The 15,013-nt window shown below is 36.3% G+C and carries 13 protein-coding genes; 4 read left to right on the forward strand and 9 right to left on the reverse strand.

The features are described from left to right. Nucleotides 1–4 precede the first annotated feature (4 nt). Nucleotides 5–1,177, forward strand: a complete 1,173-nt coding sequence (gene fadA, locus MMY79_RS17815) for an acetyl-CoA C-acyltransferase FadA (RefSeq protein WP_004640802.1) — start codon at nt 5–7, stop codon at nt 1,175–1,177. A 44-nt stretch (nt 1,178–1,221) separates the two neighbouring features. On the opposite strand, the gene MMY79_RS17820 is transcribed toward fadA, so the two are convergent. From MMY79_RS17820 to MMY79_RS17840, 5 genes are all read right to left on the reverse strand, one after another. Then, complete coding sequence (locus tag MMY79_RS17820; RefSeq protein WP_252610660.1) at nt 1,222–1,947, reverse strand: HipA N-terminal domain-containing protein; 726 nt, start codon at nt 1,945–1,947, stop codon at nt 1,222–1,224. Nucleotides 1,948–1,963: 16 nt separating this feature from the next. After that, nucleotides 1,964–2,899, reverse strand: a complete 936-nt coding sequence (locus tag MMY79_RS17825) for a hypothetical protein (RefSeq protein ID WP_252610662.1) — start codon at nt 2,897–2,899, stop codon at nt 1,964–1,966. A 179-nt stretch (nt 2,900–3,078) separates the two neighbouring features. Then, on the reverse strand, nt 3,079–3,570 hold the full coding sequence (locus MMY79_RS17830; RefSeq protein ID WP_252610664.1) for a hypothetical protein: 492 nt from the start codon (nt 3,568–3,570) through the stop codon (nt 3,079–3,081). Nucleotides 3,571–3,875: 305 nt separating this feature from the next. Continuing rightward, nucleotides 3,876–5,681: an ABC transporter ATP-binding protein gene (locus MMY79_RS17835; protein ID WP_252610666.1), complete on the reverse strand. Its 1,806-nt coding sequence runs from the start codon at nt 5,679–5,681 to the stop codon at nt 3,876–3,878. A 106-nt stretch (nt 5,682–5,787) separates the two neighbouring features. After that, nucleotides 5,788–6,537, reverse strand: a complete 750-nt coding sequence (locus tag MMY79_RS17840) for a hypothetical protein (RefSeq protein ID WP_252610668.1) — start codon at nt 6,535–6,537, stop codon at nt 5,788–5,790. A 178-nt stretch (nt 6,538–6,715) separates the two neighbouring features. Here MMY79_RS17840 and MMY79_RS17845 point away from each other — a divergent pair, with 178 nt between their 5' ends. From MMY79_RS17845 to MMY79_RS17855, 3 genes are all read left to right on the forward strand, one after another. Beyond that, on the forward strand, nt 6,716–7,417 hold the full coding sequence (locus MMY79_RS17845; RefSeq protein WP_004795074.1) for a DsbA family oxidoreductase: 702 nt from the start codon (nt 6,716–6,718) through the stop codon (nt 7,415–7,417). 360 nt (nt 7,418–7,777) lie between these two features. Next, nucleotides 7,778–8,920: a hypothetical protein gene (locus tag MMY79_RS17850; RefSeq protein ID WP_252610670.1), complete on the forward strand. Its 1,143-nt coding sequence runs from the start codon at nt 7,778–7,780 to the stop codon at nt 8,918–8,920. Nucleotides 8,921–9,045: 125 nt separating this feature from the next. Next, on the forward strand, nt 9,046–9,942 hold the full coding sequence (locus MMY79_RS17855) for a selenocysteine synthase (protein WP_252610672.1): 897 nt from the start codon (nt 9,046–9,048) through the stop codon (nt 9,940–9,942). An 83-nt stretch (nt 9,943–10,025) separates the two neighbouring features. On the opposite strand, the gene htpG is transcribed toward MMY79_RS17855, so the two are convergent. From htpG to MMY79_RS17875, 4 genes are all read right to left on the reverse strand, one after another. After that, nucleotides 10,026–11,945 (reverse strand): molecular chaperone HtpG, encoded by a 1,920-nt coding sequence (gene htpG / locus MMY79_RS17860; RefSeq protein ID WP_252610674.1) that lies wholly within the window; start codon nt 11,943–11,945, stop codon nt 10,026–10,028. A 102-nt stretch (nt 11,946–12,047) separates the two neighbouring features. Then, nucleotides 12,048–12,401, reverse strand: coding sequence for a lysozyme inhibitor LprI family protein (locus MMY79_RS17865; protein WP_252610675.1), 354 nt, complete (start codon nt 12,399–12,401; stop codon nt 12,048–12,050). Nucleotides 12,402–12,590: 189 nt separating this feature from the next. Further along, a complete protein-coding gene (locus MMY79_RS17870; RefSeq protein WP_252610676.1) occupies nt 12,591–13,181 on the reverse strand; it encodes an OmpW family outer membrane protein in 591 nt (196 codons plus the stop codon). Nucleotides 13,182–13,509: 328 nt separating this feature from the next. Further along, nucleotides 13,510–14,934 carry a Na+/H+ antiporter NhaC family protein gene (locus tag MMY79_RS17875; protein WP_252610677.1) on the reverse strand — a complete coding sequence of 475 codons (1,425 nt, stop codon included), beginning with the start codon at nt 14,932–14,934 and terminating at the stop codon, nt 13,510–13,512. Between the last annotated feature and the right edge of the window lie 79 nt (nt 14,935–15,013).

Raw genomic sequence — 15,013 nt, forward strand, 5'->3', positions numbered from 1 at the left:
GTGAATGGCTACTTTAAATCCACGTGACGTTGTCATCGTTGATGGCGTACGTTCTGCAATGGGTAAAACCAAAAACGGTATGTTCCGCAATGTACGTGCTGACAGCTTATCTGCTGAGTTAGTTCGTGCACTCGTTGCTCGTAACCAATTTGACACCAATGAAGTTGAAGACCTGATCTGGGGCTGTGTAAACCAGACTTTAGAACAAGGTATGAACATTGGTCGTAACATCGGCTTATTGGCTGACTTACCAAAAACTGTAGCAGGTCAAACTGTAAACCGTCTTTGTGGTTCATCTATGCAAGCACTTCATACTGCTGCTGCACAGATTGCAACCAACCAAGGTGATATCTTCATTATTGGTGGTGTAGAGCACATGGGCCACGTAGGTATGATGCACGGCATCGACCTAAACCCAGAAGCATCTAAACACTATGCAAAAGCATCTAACATGATGGGCTTAACTGCTGAAATGTTAGGTCGCATGAACGGCATTAGCCGTGAAGAGCAAGACGCATTTGGTGTTGAATCTCACCGCCGTGCTTGGGCTGCAACTCAAGAAGGTCGTTTTAAAAACGAAATCGTTGGTGTTGAAGGTCACGATGCAAATGGCTTTAAAATCCTTTGTGATATCGATGAAGTCATTCGCCCAGATGCAAACCTTGAATCGTTCAAAGCATTACGTCCTGTATTCGATCCAAAAGGCGGTACGGTAACTGCTGCTACATCTTCAGCTTTGTCTGACGGTGCTTCTGCAATGTTACTTATGTCTGCTGAGCGCGCGCAAGCATTAGGTTTAAAACCACGTGCTGTGATTCGTTCTATGGCTGTTGCAGGTTGCGATGCTGCAATCATGGGTTATGGTCCAGTTCCAGCAACTCAAAAAGCGCTTAAACGTGCTGGTTTAACGATGGCTGATATTCAAACTATCGAGTTAAACGAAGCATTTGCTGCTCAAGGCTTATCAGTAATGAAAGGCTTAGGCGTTTATGACAAGCAAGACATCATTAACTTAAATGGCGGTGCGATTGCATTGGGTCACCCACTAGGCTGTTCTGGTGCGCGTATCACCACTACGTTGTTGAACGTAATGGAACAACAAGATACTCAAATTGGTCTTGCGACCATGTGTATCGGCCTTGGTCAAGGTATTGCAACGATTATCGAACGTGTTTAATTAACACCAAGATAAAAAAATCCCCGCTCAATGCGGGGATTTTTTTACTCATAAATAGAAAACTCTTCATCATTAAATGCATTAAAGCTTTCAGGCCATGGTGCTTTCAATTCACACAAAACTTTAAATTGTGATGGAGCATCTAGGTTCACTTTCAAAACATTAATTTGAATATCATCTTTATTCAAATAGTTGAGTAAATTTTTTAAGTCTTTACATAAATAATGTGGCAAATAACCAACTCGAATATCATCTTCTTTTAATAAAATTGTTGCATCTAAATCAACTAAATTATTTTCATCAAATTGATATTTGAGCCTATCGTCAGGTTTCAAATACGTAATACTAGTTTTTTCAATCTCGTTCAGATAATTGATACTACTAATAAAAAATTTAATCCTATAAAAACCATCTTCATTTCTAGGTAAATTAACAATTCGAAAATGATCAGTTTTCTTCTCTCCTCCTGAAATTGCAAGTAACTCTAAATAATCTTTAGAATCACTAGATAAATCAGACCACTCAAACATATTGTCATGCTCAGGGCGGCTCTCAGGAATTAATCTATTTCTAAAAAAACTAAATAATCTATCAGAAGTATAGCTTTTAGAAATCTCCTGCATATTCGGAAAAAACGAAAACTTTTCGTGCTGAGCACCTTTTGTGTAGCTCAGAACATATCTACAAGAATTTTGTTGAGTTAATTTAGCAACAGGATGCCACATTCGTGTACCTGTAGAATCTTGCCACATAACAAAAACACTTTTCATGCTGACAATTCCTCACTTACAAATCACGGTTTATTGCTAATAGATTAGCTTTATTACATAAAATTAATTCATATGTAAAATCTTTTGAGGTAGAAGACATAAGAGTCTCAGGAACCCGATCTATAATTAATCTTACATCATCATTTTTAACCTTATTCAGTATCTCTAACCAAGCCTTTGCAGCGACTCTTTCCATTAAAGCATAACGCCGAAAAGCTTCTAGTAGTTTCAGCCTTTTCTTTTTACCAGCTATTTCCTTTTCTAAAAACCATGATTTTGCTTTTAGAACAAAAGTCTGTATTTGCTGACCCTTATCAGTTGATGTCATTCGTGTTCTTTTTTCTTCATCATTAACATTTCTTGCTAGGCTCGCTCCGTGATCATAGCTTGGTGCAAGATGTTTAACACCTTTAACAGTAATGATCATTCCCCAATTTTCATTATGCCTATCCTGATTTGCAATTAAGGCATCAAACATCAAATAACCAACAAAAAAATCACTAGCAGTTTTAATATTAGCTAGACTACTAAATCCAATTGGCTTATTGAGGATAGTATTTCGCATAGTTTTATATACATCTTCAATAAATTGTATATTAGGATTACCTTCTTCAGCAGAGGATACAAGACCTTCAAGAAGTTCATTACCAAGCATTAATTGCTCTCCTCGCTCAGAAATAAAATTCTTGGTTATGACACCACGTACTCCTTTGTGTATAGCCAATTCATAATGTGCATGTGGTAGATCTAATAAAGCGGCTAATTCACAAGAGATTTTTTCAGCCCAATCATCACCTAATCGCTCCCCTGTATTAGATTGTACACTTTTAAAAAGAAACTCTTCATCTCCAGATAAATACCAGAATTTACTTTTTGTACCTAATTGCTCTAGAAGATCAGACTCTACATGAGAGATATCAAAGATATTATAACTACTGTCTAACTTATCCATAGTATCCCAAATGCATTAATAAAACTTATGAAAACAACCATGAGCGACAAATTATGTCGTCTAATAATTAATAATATAACCGTCTATAATGGTAAATAAAATAATCTGTAATTTCAAATAATTATAAGATCAATAAAACCTATTTTAATTTTTTCCACAAAATACAAGGATTTTTTATTTTATCGGCCTTTTAAACCATCTTGAATTTGCTGCTGTAAATTTATGAGGTCATTAATATTTACTTTCATCGTACCCTCACGATAAGCGTCGACATTACTTCGGTTGATGTTCAAAGGTCTTAACATTTCAAAAATACCGTTGGTTGGATCAGAAGACTGTATTCCACCCGCTACCGCTAAAATGTATTGTTGTAAGAAGGGAGAAAGTTGAGACAAATCAGGTTGTGCCATAACTGGCTGATAATCTACTGTAGTCATACCTTCAGGGACTAAAGCATTTTGTATATCATAATGAGTTTTATACTCATGATGTTGCAGAGCTTGACGCACTTTTTTATCTTCTTGGAAGGGTACAAATCCCACCTCTTCACGTAGCTCAGACTCAGCCATTACACGAATTGTTGGTAAAGTAGCAACCTCTTCAGCTTGAACAGTCGGTAAACCCATAAAAGCAAATGCAGCAATGAAAGCTGATTGTTTTAGAAAGTTCATAACTTGCTCCAAAAATCACTCACCCTATTCAAATTAATAGATGATGACTAAATTAAAAGTATCTATAAATAGGCTACAACAAAGTCGAATTTGATTCAGTAATGCTCAGATAAACGGTAAATATCATATCGTTAAAATTTGCATCCAATCATAGATATATCTGTTTATTAGATTATTGAATCTTCAAATCATGTCACCTGACGTTACACAACGAACATACGTCCTTTTGAAAAATGAGGTTTTTGAGGATTCATATTCAACCTATTTCAACACCTTTTAGATTTTATTTAAAAATTACTAAAAAATTAACTATGTGTTTCTTCTTCACCTTCATTATCAAAAGTCTTGGCAATCTTATCAATGTTTAAACTTTTCGCCATCGCATCAAAAATATCTTTATACACACCTTGCTGCTGATAAAGTTGATGATGTTCGCCATGCTCAACAATCGCACCGTCCTGCATAACATAGGTGTAATCGGCATCAATAATTTGAGAAAGGCTATGGGAAATAATAATGACTGTTCTCCCTTGCTTAATTTCATCCAAACTATGCTTAATCTGTTCAGTAGCGATCGCATCTAAACTCGCAGTTGGTTCGTCCAAAAAGATAATTGGTGGATCTTTCAGAAACATTCGTGCGATTGCGATACGTTGCTGTTGTCCACCCGACAATAGCAATGCATCAGATTGATAGCCCTTAGGCAACTTCAAAATTTGCTCATGAATCGAAGCTTTTTTTGCTGCTTGGATAATTTCTTCTTCTGTGGCATCCATTTTTCCATAACAAATATTGTCTTGTATAGTGCCCTGAAAGATATGATTTTTTTGCAATACCAAGCCGATATGATCTCGTAGATATTGTGTATCCATGTCTTTTAGCTCAATTCCATCCATCATAATTTGCCCAGATTGTGGTAGATAAAACTTATCTAACAGACTAATCAATGTTGATTTTCCTGCACCCGATAATCCGACTAATGCTGTAATCTTATTGGGCTGAATGACCATATTGATATTCTTAAGTGCATGATGACCATTTGGATAGAAGAAATCGACCTGGTTTAATTCAAACTGTCCACGAAGTTGGAATGGTTTTTGTTGACCAGACTTTTCTATTTCATCGTCCGCTTCAAGAATCTGAAAGAAACTTTCCGCATAAATCATGGCATCATTGATCTCATCATAAATACGGTGCAATGAACGAATCGGAGCAGAAACATTATTAAAGAGTAGAATATGAAACATGATCATCCCAATGCTCATATCTCCAGCTAGAACAAAATAAGCGGTAAGAATAATAATAAAAACAATACCAATTTGTTCAGTAAAGGTCTTAACCCCATCGAAAATAAAACTAATTTGCCGAGTGTGCATCTGATTATCAGTGAGCTGCTTTTGTAAAATGAGTTGTTTTTCAGCTTCAACTTGCTCACGGTTAAAAGATTTAATCACTGTAATCGAATTAATGATACTCAGAATTCCCTGACTTTTACGTTCACGTCCATCACGCAGACTTCTTCTTACGCCCCCTAATTTTTGAGCTTGCTTGAAGGTCAGCCAAAAGTAAATTGGGACAATACAAAGGGCAACAAGCCCAATCCAAAAGTTGGCATAGAACATCAAACCCAATGCGAGAATTGCGCTACTAAATAATGGAAGAATGTCGATAAAAAATATTTGAATTAACCGTGTAATCGAACCAATACCACGATCAATACGGGTTTGCAGCTTCCCTGCTTGGTTATCATCCTGAGTAAAAAAAGAAAGACGATATGTTAGAAATTTTTCAATAATTGATTGCGCGACATCTTGTGACACCATGATTCTTAAACGTTCGCCAAATAGCTTTTGCCCAAATTGAATCAGCGTATTTATAATTTCCTTAGATAATAGAATTACACTGATCGTCACTAAAATGTGCCAGCCTTCACTTAGCCCTTGTCCTGCCTCAACCAAACGATTAATCTGATCAACAGTATATTGCAACGTCAATGCATTCACTTGAGCGGTTAATGCCCCAATTAAAGTAAGGATCAGGGTAACGATGACCAATAGCTTATATGGGGCAACAAAAGGTCGAACTTTAATAAAAAGCTGCCATAAATTCATTTTTTTGACTTTTATTATCCTGGATTAAATTTAAATATTTGTATTATTCACCTATCAGCGATTATTTAGCAGCTGATTTAATGATCAAACATAAGCTTCAATAACACTATAATTCCTCTAAAACCGCAACATTCCTTTTCTTAATTTTTTCAATTTTTGCATTCAGTTTTAGAACATCTTGGTAAAGCCTATTAAACTTTTTGACCTGAGCATTTTCATGAAAAAGAATCATCTGATCTTTCTTCTGCCATGGGTAGTTTTTTAGAAGCTTAAACATTTCTTCTGCTTTATCTAAAATTTGTAGCTCAATCATAAAAATTGCATGATCTTGATCAGCTTTCTGTTGAGTCCCCAATTTCATTTCAAGGAGTTGTCTCATCTCTGCATTGACTGACAATTCTTGAACCTTTGCTAAGAAAGTTTTATGAATTTTTTCATATTCAGTTTGATATTTATCTGAAGCCATACGGACATCAGCTAACATCTTTTCGGTTTCTACAAACTTTTGTTTTTTATCAATATCTAAACGATCAACATTTAAAAAAGTATCCCATTTGGCTGCTTTGAGTTCTCTTAAGTATGCATTTCGTGCATTTATATTTTGAATCCAATAACTTAAAAGAAATTCTGAAATTTGCTTATAGTGTCCTGCCAACCGTTTATCGTGAATATTAAGCTCGACGGGTTTAGACCAATCCTGTGCTTGTTCATAAAGCTGGTTCATTTTTTCAGTCATGACCACATCAAACATTTGGCTACTGTCTTTGGCCTGTTGCTGTTTAATATGCTGATAGCTGAAAAAAATAATAATCGTGATAACAACCAGACTTGTAATTGCAATCAAAACTCGGCGCATACACACCTCCTATTTCCCTTCTTATAGTTTTGCTCTTTATAGTTATGAAATAGAGCTTATATCTTCTTTATATGCCATTTATTTCACAATACGCAACACTCTATTCTCTATTCAAAGCTTTAAATCCTTGGACATCATCCCTATTATGATGGGTAATTAAAATTTATGAGATTCTCCCATGCGTGTTGATGTCTGGTCTGATGTAGTTTGCCCTTTCTGTTATATCGGCAAAAAACGCCTTGAACATGTAGCTGCTGAAGCAGGTATTGAGCTTGAAATTCACTGGCATAGTTTTGAATTAGATCCTGATGCGCCAGCAAAACATGACACATCAAATACAGAACGTTTGGCTAAAAAATATGGCCGTACCTATGAAGAGATGGAAGAAATGGAGCGCAATATTGCTGCCATGGCTGCCTCTGAAGGTATTGATTTCCAATGGCAAAAGGCGAATTCTGGTAATAGCTTTAATGCTCACCGTATTATTCACCTTGCGCAAAGCAAAGGCTTAGGCAATCAAGCAAAAGAAGCTTTTTTCCATGCTTATATGACCGAAGGTCTGGCAATTGGTGAACGTGAAGTTGTAGAAGAAATTGCTTCTCGTATTGGCCTTGATAATGCGGAAGTTGAATTTGTATTAGATACAAATGAACTATCTGACTTTGTTCGTCATGACGAAAAGATTGCTAAAGAGCAGTTAAATGTTACGGGCGTACCATTTTTTGTATTTGATCAAAGAATTGCGCTCGCAGGTGCTCAACCACGTGACGTCTTTTTAAAAGTCTTAGAGCAAGCACAACTGAAAGCAAATGCTGAAGCTGTTGAGCAAGATGATGCTGCTGTTTGTAATGATGAATCATGTGATATTCCACAGAAATAAATCAACACAATTGAAAATGTGATGAAATCGTATGTTTTATCACCATTTTAGCAATAGAGCGTTCTAAAAAAAGAACTATCTAATTGTTTAAAATCAGTTTATGATTGCTTCTTAGAATATTCGCGCTGTAATGTTCTGTTTTTTATGTGTTTAATGATCGGAATTTGAAGTTTCCTTGATCTATCATCCCCCTTAATTGGGGGATTTTTTTTGGTTAAAAATAATCGCTACTAGCTTAAACTTTTTAATTTATTTCAAATATGTAAAAAAAGTTAAATTTACTTAACTTTTGTGTCGTCCTCTTGATTTTATTAGAAAAATCAACAAAAGTGGAAACAACAACAAAACATAAAGATAGATATGAAAACATTTCACGTAATGCCTTATCGGCAGCTTTTTGCACTTTTAACTCTTGGATTCGGTTCAGTATGCATTGCTCATGCAGAAACGACCTCTTCCTCTCAAAACCAACAAGTAGAAGGTTTGTCATCTGGAGTTCAAACCGAAGTTACAACAGATGAAAATCTGTTAGATCAGATTCCACGTTGGGTAGATGCGACCCCAACCATTTTCCCTGAGCAGTCTAGTCAACCTATTGTTCCACCTACCGAACAAACAGAAGATCAAACCTGGGTTGACCGTAAACAAAAGAACATTCGTAATTGGGCCGATCGTACTTCTGAAAAAATTGATAACTGGTTTGGAGAAGTCGATCCACAGAAACCAGCTACAGCAACCATTCGCGTGATGGTCGATAACTATTGGAATGAATACGATAATTTTGAAATTAAACCCAGAATACGAGGCAGGATTAAATTACCAACACTAGAAAAACGCCTAAGCGTGGTATTTGGTGATGACTCACTCGATAACGAATTTAATAACAGTCCGGCCAATATTAACCAGAACCCAAATCAAGACTCCAATAAGAAGCTAAATGGTAAACAAACGCGAGATGACAACAGTTCTATTGCTTTACGTTGGTCAGATTTCTCGAAAAAATTGCCTTTTGAAACAGATGCTGACTTAGGTATCCGTTCTGGGGACGATATTTATGTTCGTTTAAAAGCATCTAGAAATTGGCAACTCCGTAATGATTTTAAATTTTATGCTGAGCAAATTTATCGTTACGGCATAGACAGTGAAAATTACTTACGTACCAATCTTGAACTTACTCATGCCAGACCAAATCAACCAATTTTATCAAATCAGTTCAGCTTAACTTATGCCGATGATCAAGATGATGATCTAAGTTGGGAAAACAGGGTTTTCCGTGAACATAGTTTCTTTGCAAATAACCGTTTTAACTATGGTATTTATACAGGTGGTTATTACAACGACAATGACTTGCGTTTAAATAGTTGGGGACCATTTGTTTCATGGCGCCAACCAGTTTTACGTGAATGGTTCTTTGTTCAAGGAGATGTAAATTACTTTAATGACCACCGTGAAGACCGCAACCATTTCGTCAGCACATTCTTGCGCTTAGAAGCTCTTTTTTAAGCTGCCAATCACCACCTTGGAACCCATCCAAGGTGGTGAATAATAAAATACTTTTAAATAAAATTTTAAGCTTAGCCTTTTAAAATATTGATCTAATTTTTATTTTTGATTCCTTCTCCTTAAAAATGAATCAATTTTCCCCTTTTTCATTTCAATACAGATCAGCTGCCTTAGTTTGTATTTATAGTTTAAGCGTATTGGCTTTAATTCCGCATACTCAATTTTTTTATAATACATTCAAGCACCAACGGTCACGGCGTTATCCTTATTCTTCTACGAGTTTTACCAAAGTAAAAAAACAATCACTTTCACTCTCTCCTTGTGAAATAGAGACAAATAATGCTTTACCCGATATCGCCTTAATGCAAGAACTTATGGCTGTATTTGGAAATGATACGTTATGGAGACGTGTGACTCAGTCTGAACCTACTTATAAAGCCTTTGGTAAGAAAAAGAAGAAGAACTCTTCAGCTCAGGTTTCGACAACTAATCCACTGAGTGCAAGCTGGGCTACCATTTCAACGTGGATGCCTTTTGAAAATAATCTTGATTTAGGTTCAAACTCAGAAAACGATGTTTATGTGCAATTTTTAGCAAAGAAAAAATGGAATTTAAGACATAACATTAGTTTGGATACAGAACAGGTATTTCGCTACGGTTCTACCAGCCGGAACTACACTGAAACAACGCTAAACCTAACGCAGAAAATGCAAGATAATACTCTTTTCGCTAATAAATTTAATGTGAATAAGAGTGAAAATGAAGATTATAGTTGGGGAAATTGGACTTTCCAGCAATATCAATTTTTAAAGGATAATCATCTTACTTACGGTGTCTATAGTGGTGGTGTATATACCAAAAATGACATTCGACTAAATAGTTGGGGGCCTTATATTTCATGGCGGCAGCCTGTGTGGCGAAATTGGCTTTTTATGCAAAATGACCTTAACTTTTTTAACCACATTGATGATGATTCTAAACATCAACTCAGCGTTCAAATGAATCTAGAAGCTAATTTTTAATCAGAAATCACCAAATTGTGGATAACTCTTTCTTTATCCACAAAAAAAGCCCCTGAAGGTTCAGAGGCTTTTTTTATACTGAATTATTTCAGCAATAAGCTATTAATACGTTTTACATAAGCTGCTGGGTCTTCCGGTAAACCACCTTCAGCAATAACCGCCTGATCGAAAATCACATTTGCCAAGTCATCAAAGTGCTCTGAACTTTCAAGTTTCTTCACCAATGGATGTTCAGGGTTAATTTCTAAAATTGGTTTGATTTCCGGCACTGCCTGCCCTGCTTGTTTAAGCATACGAATAAGTTGAGGTGATAACTCACCTTCACTTGTCACTAAACATGCAGGAGAATCAACTAAACGTGTCGTTACACGCACTTCTTGCGTTTTGGCTTTCAATGAGTCACTTAGCTTATCAACAACAGGTTTGAACTGTTCAGCTGCTTGCTCAAGTGCTTTTTTCTCTTCAGCATCTTGCAAGTCACCTAAATCAACCGCGCCTTTCGACACATTCTTTAATGGCGTACCGTCAAACTCTTGAACAAAATTCATTGCCCATTCGTCAACACGTTCAGCCATTAATAATACTTCAATGCCTTTTTTCTTGAACAACTCAAGCTGCGGTGAGTTTTTCGCTGCCGCTAAGCTGTCAGCAGTCACATAGTAGATGGCTTTTTGGCCCTCTTTCATGCGAGCCTTATAGTCAGCAAAAGAAGTTGTTACTTCATCATTTGTTGAAGTCGCATAACGTAATAATTTTAAAATACGTTCACGGTTACCAAAGTCTTCGCCCAAGCCTTCTTTAATGACTGAGCCAAACTCACTATAGAACGTCTTGAATTTTTCTTGGTCTTTTTCATCTTCCGATTTAGCCAAGCCATCGAGTACAGTTAAAATACGGCGCGCATTACCTTCACGAATCGTTTTGACATCACGGCTTTCTTGCAACAACTCACGGCTTACATTGAGTGGTAAATCTGCGCTATCTACCACACCTTGAACAAAACGTAGATAATTTGGAATTAAGTTATCCGCATCATCCATAATAAAGACACGTTTCACATAGAGCTTAATACCTGCTTTTGCTTCACGAGTAAAAATGTCATGTGGTGCTTTACTTGGAATATAAAGTAACTGTGTATATTCAGTACTACCTTCAACACGGTTATGCGCCCAAGCCAGTGGTGCTTCAAAGTCATGTGTTAAGTTTTTATAGAACTCAACGTACTGCTCTTCAGTCACTTCGCTCTTGTTACGTGTCCATAAAGCACTGGCTGAGTTAATTGCTTCCCACTCGCCAGTTTTCACCATTTGGCCGCCTTTAGGCTCTTCACCTTCAGCAGCCTCTTCCTCTTGCCAAACTTCTTTTTGCATTTCAATTGGCAAGCTAATGTGATCAGAGTATTTATTAACGATTTGCTTAACTTTATGAGATTCTAAATAATCAAGTGCATCATCACGTAAGTGAAGAATAATGTCAGTACCACGTGAAGCCTTATCAATTTGCTGAACTTCAAACTCGCCTGTACCACCACTAATCCAACGCACCCCTTCAGATGCATCTAGACCTGCACGGCGTGATTCAACCGTAATTTTATCGGCAACAATAAAACCTGAGTAAAAGCCAACACCAAATTGACCAATCAACTGAGCATCTGCTTTTTGATCACCAGTCAATTTTGACATGAAATCTTTAGTGCCCGATTTTGCAATCGTACCTAAGTTATCAATCGCTTCTTGCTGGTTTAAGCCAATACCGTTATCAGAAATCGTTAAAGTTTTATCTTCTTTATTTAAAATGACTCGTACATGTAAATCTGGATCATTTTCATAATATTCAGGATGATTAATTCCTTCAAAACGCAACTTATCACATGCATCTGATGCATTAGAAATCAGCTCGCGTAAGAAAATCTCAGGGTTAGAATAGAGAGAATGCGTCACTAAATGTAAAAGCTGTGCAACTTCTGCTTGGAAACTATAATTTTGTGATGCTTGTTCACTCATAAATCACTCCTTAAATTTTGAAGTCTGTTTGTTCTCGAATGCTTTATGAATGGAGTACTTCTAGAATTTTTCAATCCTAAATATTAAAAATTTTTACTCTAATTAAAATGGGCCGTGGCTTAACACTCTATCTTGCAATATTGCATCTAGCTGCTGTTGGCGTTGTTGATAAGCTTTGCTAATACAACTTACACCAGCCACACAAGCATTTCTTTTTTTCAGCCATTGCTGCTGAGCATCTTTTTGACTGTCCCGCCCACCCATTGGTAAAGCATGCAGAACAATTTGATAAGTCGTCGCCATTTTCACATCGGCATCATTTAAAGAACGGTTCTTACAAATACTTTTTTCCGTTTTCGTTTTTGCAGCATCACACGAGAAACTTGCAGCTTGCAAACTCTGTGTAAAGGCGATACCACTAAAGATAGCCAAACAAAGCGCTAATTTTTTGTTCATGATTTTCTTTCCATGTTTTGTAATGAATAGAAATTAGTTTAGAAAAAAAATTGCATAAGATATGTATAAAACTGTCTGTTTTATGCTTTTTTTAGTGCAAATAAAGTCCATAAAAAAACCTCACATAAATTATATGTGAGGTGCCTGAGTCTAGGTTTATTATTATATTTTTTCTATTTATTATTATGCTTAAAATTTATAGCTATAACCTAAAGTGTAAACAAATGGATTAATATCTAGATCAAATTTATAATTAGCAACTGATGGATCAATTGTTACTTCAGGACTAATATCCATATAACGAACATCTACAAATACTCCCCAATTTTTAGCATCAGCAGGTTGGAAATTAAAACCAACTTGTCCTGCTACACCAAAATCTTCTTTAACTTTTACCGCTACTCCTTGTTCATCCCAAGGAATAAATGCTGTAGCACCAACACCAATATACGGTGTGAAACGAGTCGAGTTTTTAAAATGATATTTAGCAGTAATCGTTGGTGGTAACTGTTTAAGACTCGCTACATTTTTACCATCTAACAATACGTCATGATTAATAGGTGCTGCTAATAATAACTCTGCCGAAAATGGAGATTGACCAAAAAAGTATTCTACTGATGGTGTAAATGCATATTCATGATCTGCCTTCACCACCCCTAAAGGAGTTGTCGTATCTTCCGAAGGAGCAATTACACTTCCACCAAACTTAACTTGCCAGTTACCAGCAAAAGTAAAAGAAGACATCCCCATTAATGCAACAACCAAAACTTTTTTGAACACTTTAATATCTCCAAACTTATTTATATTTATAATAAACATGTATTTTAAAATCATGCAATACGCATTATAAAATTAATTTATCATTTATTTTTAAATAACTGTTTTAAATAAATATATATATTAACCAACCATTTTAATAGGTTTTTATTCCAACCTTATTAATCAAGATTATTTTATATTACCAACTATTTTAATATACTTTTTAATTCTGAGTATTTTAATATAATTTATTTTAAATACATCTTTAATTTAGTCAATAAAAAACCTTCTTAATTTAAATCCAAAGATCATTATTAAGAAGGTTAGTAATTTAATATTTTATAAAAACCTATAAAACCATTGCAGCAATCCAGCCAAAAATTAATAGCGGAATATTAAAATGAATAAATGTAGGTACAACAGTATCCCAAATATGGTCATGTTGCCCATCTACACCTAAACCTGCTGTTGGCCCTAAAGTTGAATCAGAAGCTGGAGAGCCTGCATCACCTAATGCTGCTGCTGTCCCAATAAGGGCAATCGTCGCTAATGGTGAAAATCCGAACTGTACGCATAAAGGCACATAAATAACGGCTAACACAGGTACACTTGAGAAAGATGAACCAATACCAATCGTGACAAATAAACCAATACAAAGCATTAAGAAAGCTGCAAGTGCGCGATTGTCTCCAATAATATCAACCACACCTTTCACTAGCTGATTAATATCTCCTGTATGGGTCATTACTGAGGCAAAGCCCGCAGCAGAAATCATAATGAAACCCACCAAGGCCATCATTCGCATGCCTTGTACAAAGACATCATCTGCCTCTTGCCACTTAAAAATTCCGGCAGTAGATAGAACAGCAAAACCGACTAAACCACCCAAAATCATTGAACCTGAATAGAGCTGTGCAGCGAGTGTCAGACCAATTGCAAGCAATGCCATGTAGATCGTTTTCTTTGCAATCACTGGCGCTTGCTCTGCCTCATGCTTTAACTCTTCTGCATCTGCTTTTAAGTCAGTTGTTTTAACTTGATTAGTTGCACGGAGAGGTTTATCTAAATCAATTGTTGTAGTTGGGGTAATAGCGCGATCAACATAAATTCTTGGTTTACGGTAGCTAATGAATACAGCAACCAAAGTACCTAAAACCATTCCCAAAACTGGAATAGCCATGCCAATTGACATCATGCCACGCTCTACATGCAAGCCATACGCAGCACCAACTTTGTTGATATTCCCCATCAAAATTTGTTCAAGGAAAATTGCACCAAATCCAACTGGAAGAAAAATATAAGTTCCGACTAAACCTAGCGTAAGCACACAGGCTGCTGCTCGACGATCTAACTTTAAATGGTTCATTACCCGTAATAATGGCGGAACGAGCACAGGAATAAAGGCAATATGAACTGGAATAAGGTTCTGAGAGAAAATAGCAGCAATCAGTAAAATACCTAACAGTAGATATTTCACTTTAGTTTCGCGGCTTTTGCCCGCTTCCATTCCCAACAAACCAATAAGTTTATGGGCAAGTAAATCAGGTAAGCCAGATTTTGAAAGTGCCAGAGCAAATGCCCCTAACACAGCATAGGCAAGTGCAACTTCAGCACCATCACCAAGACCTGCGTTAAAAGCATCAACGGTTTGAGAAAGGCTTAAACCTGCTACGAGGCCGCCTACAATGGCAGAAACCACTAAAGTCAGTACGACAGAAACGCGCGCCAGTGATAATAAAAACATCACTGCAATCGCAATAACGACAGCATTCATGAATAAATTCAGAGCAAAACAAAAGGCGACATTCTATCAGATTCAAACTTATGAAGCCGAAAATATCGCCGAATTAAAA

This window comes from Acinetobacter sp. XS-4, from assembly GCF_023920705.1.
Taxonomy (GTDB): domain Bacteria; phylum Pseudomonadota; class Gammaproteobacteria; order Pseudomonadales; family Moraxellaceae; genus Acinetobacter.

Coding starts and splice junctions, on each gene's coding strand:
- MMY79_RS17820 (WP_252610660.1), bottom strand. CDS start 1,947: ATGAAAAGTGTTTTTGTTATGTGGCAAGATTCTACAGGTACACGAATG.
- MMY79_RS17865 (WP_252610675.1), bottom strand. CDS start 12,401: ATGAACAAAAAATTAGCGCTTTGTTTGGCTATCTTTAGTGGTATCGCC.
- MMY79_RS17855 (WP_252610672.1), top strand. CDS start 9,046: ATGAATCAATTTTCCCCTTTTTCATTTCAATACAGATCAGCTGCCTTA.
- MMY79_RS17840 (WP_252610668.1), bottom strand. CDS start 6,537: ATGCGCCGAGTTTTGATTGCAATTACAAGTCTGGTTGTTATCACGATT.
- MMY79_RS17835 (WP_252610666.1), bottom strand. CDS start 5,681: ATGAATTTATGGCAGCTTTTTATTAAAGTTCGACCTTTTGTTGCCCCA.
- MMY79_RS17850 (WP_252610670.1), top strand. CDS start 7,778: ATGAAAACATTTCACGTAATGCCTTATCGGCAGCTTTTTGCACTTTTA.
- MMY79_RS17875 (WP_252610677.1), bottom strand. CDS start 14,934: ATGAATGCTGTCGTTATTGCGATTGCAGTGATGTTTTTATTATCACTG.
- MMY79_RS17830 (WP_252610664.1), bottom strand. CDS start 3,570: ATGAACTTTCTAAAACAATCAGCTTTCATTGCTGCATTTGCTTTTATG.
- MMY79_RS17825 (WP_252610662.1), bottom strand. CDS start 2,899: ATGGATAAGTTAGACAGTAGTTATAATATCTTTGATATCTCTCATGTA.
- htpG (WP_252610674.1), bottom strand. CDS start 11,945: ATGAGTGAACAAGCATCACAAAATTATAGTTTCCAAGCAGAAGTTGCA.
- MMY79_RS17845 (WP_004795074.1), top strand. CDS start 6,716: ATGCGTGTTGATGTCTGGTCTGATGTAGTTTGCCCTTTCTGTTATATC.
- fadA (WP_004640802.1), top strand. CDS start 5: ATGGCTACTTTAAATCCACGTGACGTTGTCATCGTTGATGGCGTACGT.